Source organism: Legionella sp. km772, assembly GCF_003989735.1.
In the GTDB taxonomy this organism is placed as follows: domain Bacteria; phylum Pseudomonadota; class Gammaproteobacteria; order Legionellales; family Legionellaceae; genus Legionella.
On sequence record NZ_RZGQ01000236.1, the window covers coordinates 1 to 3756 of the forward strand.

Below are 3756 nucleotides of genomic sequence, written 5' to 3' on the forward strand. Positions count from 1 at the left end.
GCTCTCCTGGCCTATGGACTTGTGGATAAGCCATTCTGAGAGTAAGGTGAATGAACTAACAAACCGGGAATAGCTCTTATTTTTCCTGAATTTTGTTCCAGATCCCCGGACCTAGCTAACACTTAAAGGCACTTTAAGCAGGTCAAGATAACTTTGATAGTCTTTTTCATTATGGGTAAGAGCATATTTGGCTAAATAATAAACTGCATTTTTTTGTGCTTTAGACCATAATCCTTCACCGCTCACGTAGGTACGGACAGCGGATAATATTTTCATGGTAATAGTTAAGGCAGCTAATTCTGCTGTAATTAAGACCGCCATTATAGTCATAATCAAAAATAATTTTTTAGTGATCGACATTTCAAGAATCACAATATTAGAAGAGTAATCCTAGCATTTTTTATAGAACTTAATATTGATTCTAGTCAGATGCTATGAAAGATGTTCTAAATCTTACTCTCGTTATTTTCCAGTTTGTGGCCATCAAGATAACGCTTATCACGTTCTTTTTCGAGCTGTTCTAGCTGTCTTTCCTTTTTTGTCCTTCCAAACTTAATCCGATTTTCAGCAGCTGTTTTTTCCTTTTCCAAACGAATTTTTGCTTTTCTTTTTTTATTAAGATTGATGATGTCGACCATAGCATTCTCTAATTATTCATTTCATATACTATAGCGCATAATACATCCAAAAAATCAAAATACTACTTAGATAGAAAAGAATATGCGTTACAAGATATTAATCTCTAAAATTCGATAAGAAAAAGAATTTGTTTTGAGCTTTTTGGTATTTAATAATATAGGGTATTCAGTATATGATCATGCTTGCTGTTATATAGACTTTCTTAAGGTATCGCCATGCATGTTTCATCAAGCCCAACCCAATTTAAATCTTGGAACTCGCCACATCTTTTAACGAATCAATTTCAACTACTCATTAAACTGATTACCACTTTGAATACTAATGTACCGCCGGAAAATAATAACTATCCGGTGGAAACACTGAAAGAATTAGAATTAACTACTATTCAAATATTCAGTCATCAAATGCTGCCTTCGTGGTTAGCTCTGGCCAAATCATACTATCCTTTTTACTCAATAAATGATAAGGATAAAGCTTTGATTGAAGGCTTAGAATTTCAACTAAAGAGTAAAGCTTACGAGCACGAATCATTATCAGCTCTAATTAAAAAGTTATTTTTGTCGAAACTTCCAAAAGTTAACAGTCAGTATCAAGAGTTTATTGATAACATCACAACAGTAATAGCCAAATTAACCGCCGTTGCACTTTCCACACCGGCTTTACTCAATGATGCCCATCAACGGGATAGGCAAAAATATGAAGAAGCGGGGCCTTCTATGTCAAATTGTATTAGCCCTATTGAAACCATAATACGTCATATGATGAGTCGTAAAGAATTGGACAAAGCAGTTGTCATTTCAGCGTTCTCTTTACTGGTCCAAGTTAAAACCATTAAATCGCACTTCGAGCAATTATCATTAATTCAGCAGGTGGAAAAAAGTCAAATTGACAATAAGAAATTAGATGAGCAACTTAAACGTCTTGAGCTTGGACTGCAAAAAGAAGAGCAAAATGAAGCGCTGGCGGCTTGGCAATCAAAAGAAGAACAGCTGGCATTGTTTAAAATATTTAAATTACGAAAAAAACTACACCGTTATCGCGAGCATTTAACTGAGGTGCTAGCTCAAAATCCTCAGGAGAAAAATGCGCAATATAAACGAGCAAGCTTGAACTTATTAGAAACTGTCCTTAATGATAATAAGTGCTTGCCCAGTCAACGGATTATTACTTTTAAAATGCACCTAGCTGATGTACAAAATCAACTTAGCGAGCACCGTGACCCCCTCTGGATGAGGTTTCTACGAGATTGTTTGCGCATTGTAGGCCTTACCTTTTCAGGGATTGCTCTTTACAGAAAGCTTTCTGAGCAACCAGTGAATTTCTTTAAACCAAGCCGGGGTCAAGAATTTTTAGCTGAAACTAATCGCCTTATTAACTCTGTCCAGGACTTCTCTTTACAGCATTAATTTTAAGGCTGCTATAATAGGGGGAATGGGATCTAAGCTTAAAGGCACAAACACCATGAAAAAGAGTAGACGAATCATCTATTTTTTATTGTCTGCTGCCCTTTGCTCGAGTGACGGTGTGCAAAGCTCAACCCCAGAACCTTCTAATATTGATACCAGTAATTTTTTAAAATCTCTGACTCAAAAACACCCTGTATATAAATTTAGTTTGCCAATTAATGAGGAGCAAAATATTTCAGCAAATTTCATGATTCCTGAGGAGTTAATATTTAAATACCAGCAACCGGGGAATCCTTATTTTATTCAATATGGTGATGCAGGTATTCTCTTTTCTATCTCCAGTATACGCGGTGAGAAATTACAGTCACTGGATTTAATTAAAAAAGGGATGGCCGTGCTGAGATCTAATAATGCGCAACTAACTATTTTGGAAAAAGCAGATCACAACTATTCGAGCTATAGTGATGGTTATCGAATCCTTAAACGTCTTGATCCTAACACTAATAAGATGGAAATAGTCTATTTTTATGTTGCTAGCGGGCCTTTTGATTCTGTCTCTGTTTTATATGAAAAAAACTTTTTGGATCATGAAAATATTGAACAGCTTTTAAAAATGATAAAGCAAGATTTTAAAACTAAGGTCAAAATAATGGGTAAAGATAGCCAATAGTTCAAAAATAAGGGGAAATAGAGTGCAAAAGCTCCATCATTAATGGTTATGCGCAACAGCTTGCTATGCTTGTGGGGCTAATCTCTGCTTTTTCCTTGGGTGTTTTCTTAGTGCGATCATGATGGAATAAATGTACTGAAGGTAAGGCCTTAATTGGTTTGGTAGCGGGGGCTTTAGTTTCTTGTGCTTTTTGTTCTGCAGCCGGAGGCATGGTAGGCGAATTGTGTAAGGGAATCGGTGGTAATTTTAATGAGGGGGGATGCAAAAAAATCTCTTCTGCAGAACTCAAACTTAACGCGTATTTTTTAGAAGTTGTTTTTTCTAGCTCTCTTGCTAAGAGGCAAAAAAATTCTTTTGATTCAAGGTATTCTTTCGTAGTAATGAAAAGATTAAATTTCAGGTAAAAAAGAATTTCTATTTCTAAAACACGCATTTCGGCCGCAGTTATTCCTGCAATACGGGCATAATCAGAAATAGCAAAATAGTCGTCTTCCCAAAATTTATGCCCAACGCACATAATGCTGGCTATTAAGCGATGAATATTGAGGGCAGTAATAGAATCTTTATTCCATTTAAGATAACGTTCTAAATAAATCATTACATACAATAGATGAGTTTCATCTAAATCAAGATACTGCGTAAAACGTTTTAAATAATCACTAAGGTTGATAGTCGATGCACTTTGCGCTACGAATTTAGTAAAGCGGCTACTTTTATGAATTTTGCTATTAATATGGTGGCCTATTAGCTCAATTAAGTCATGAAGTTCCTCTTTCGATTTGGGGCTATGTTTTCCCCAGGGGGCATCAATGGGCATATCAATAAAATTAGAATAATTTAGAGTCCTATTATTAAAAGAAAAGAATGTATTGCGCAAGTATTTTATTTTAATCAATGAGTTAAATTTTTTTTTAAATAGAAATAGGCAACGTCCCTGAAGTTTTTATAGACAAGATTTTATTTTGAATTGGTCACAGATTTTTTAATTTCACTTCGATCTACCCCCTCTCCCGCGATAGGAACTTTGATAGTATGATGATG

General features: G+C 35.2%; 5 protein-coding genes. 2 read left to right on the top strand and 3 right to left on the bottom strand.

All coding sequences use genetic code 11. The features are described from left to right. Positions 1 to 111 precede the first annotated feature (111 nt). Together ELY15_RS14375 and ELY15_RS14380 are read right to left on the bottom strand one after the other, a co-directional pair. Positions 112 to 321, bottom strand: a complete 210-nt coding sequence (locus ELY15_RS14375; protein ID WP_148111250.1) for a hypothetical protein — start codon at positions 319 to 321, stop codon at positions 112 to 114. 125 nt (positions 322 to 446) lie between these two features. After that, complete coding sequence (locus tag ELY15_RS14380; RefSeq protein ID WP_127101229.1) at positions 447 to 638, bottom strand: DUF4169 family protein; 192 nt, start codon at positions 636 to 638, stop codon at positions 447 to 449. Between the two features lie 216 nt (positions 639 to 854). Here ELY15_RS14380 and ELY15_RS14385 point away from each other — a divergent pair, with 216 nt between their 5' ends. Further along, a complete protein-coding gene (locus tag ELY15_RS14385) occupies positions 855 to 2045 on the top strand; it encodes a hypothetical protein (RefSeq protein ID WP_127101231.1) in 1191 nt (396 codons plus the stop codon). A 55-nt stretch (positions 2046 to 2100) separates the two neighbouring features. Continuing rightward, on the top strand, positions 2101 to 2715 hold the full coding sequence (locus tag ELY15_RS14390) for a hypothetical protein (protein WP_127101233.1): 615 nt from the start codon (positions 2101 to 2103) through the stop codon (positions 2713 to 2715). Between the two features lie 46 nt (positions 2716 to 2761). On the opposite strand, the gene ELY15_RS14395 is transcribed toward ELY15_RS14390, so the two are convergent. Next, complete coding sequence (locus tag ELY15_RS14395) at positions 2762 to 3532, bottom strand: cyclin family putative virulence effector (protein ID WP_127101235.1); 771 nt, start codon at positions 3530 to 3532, stop codon at positions 2762 to 2764. Between the last annotated feature and the right edge of the window lie 224 nt (positions 3533 to 3756).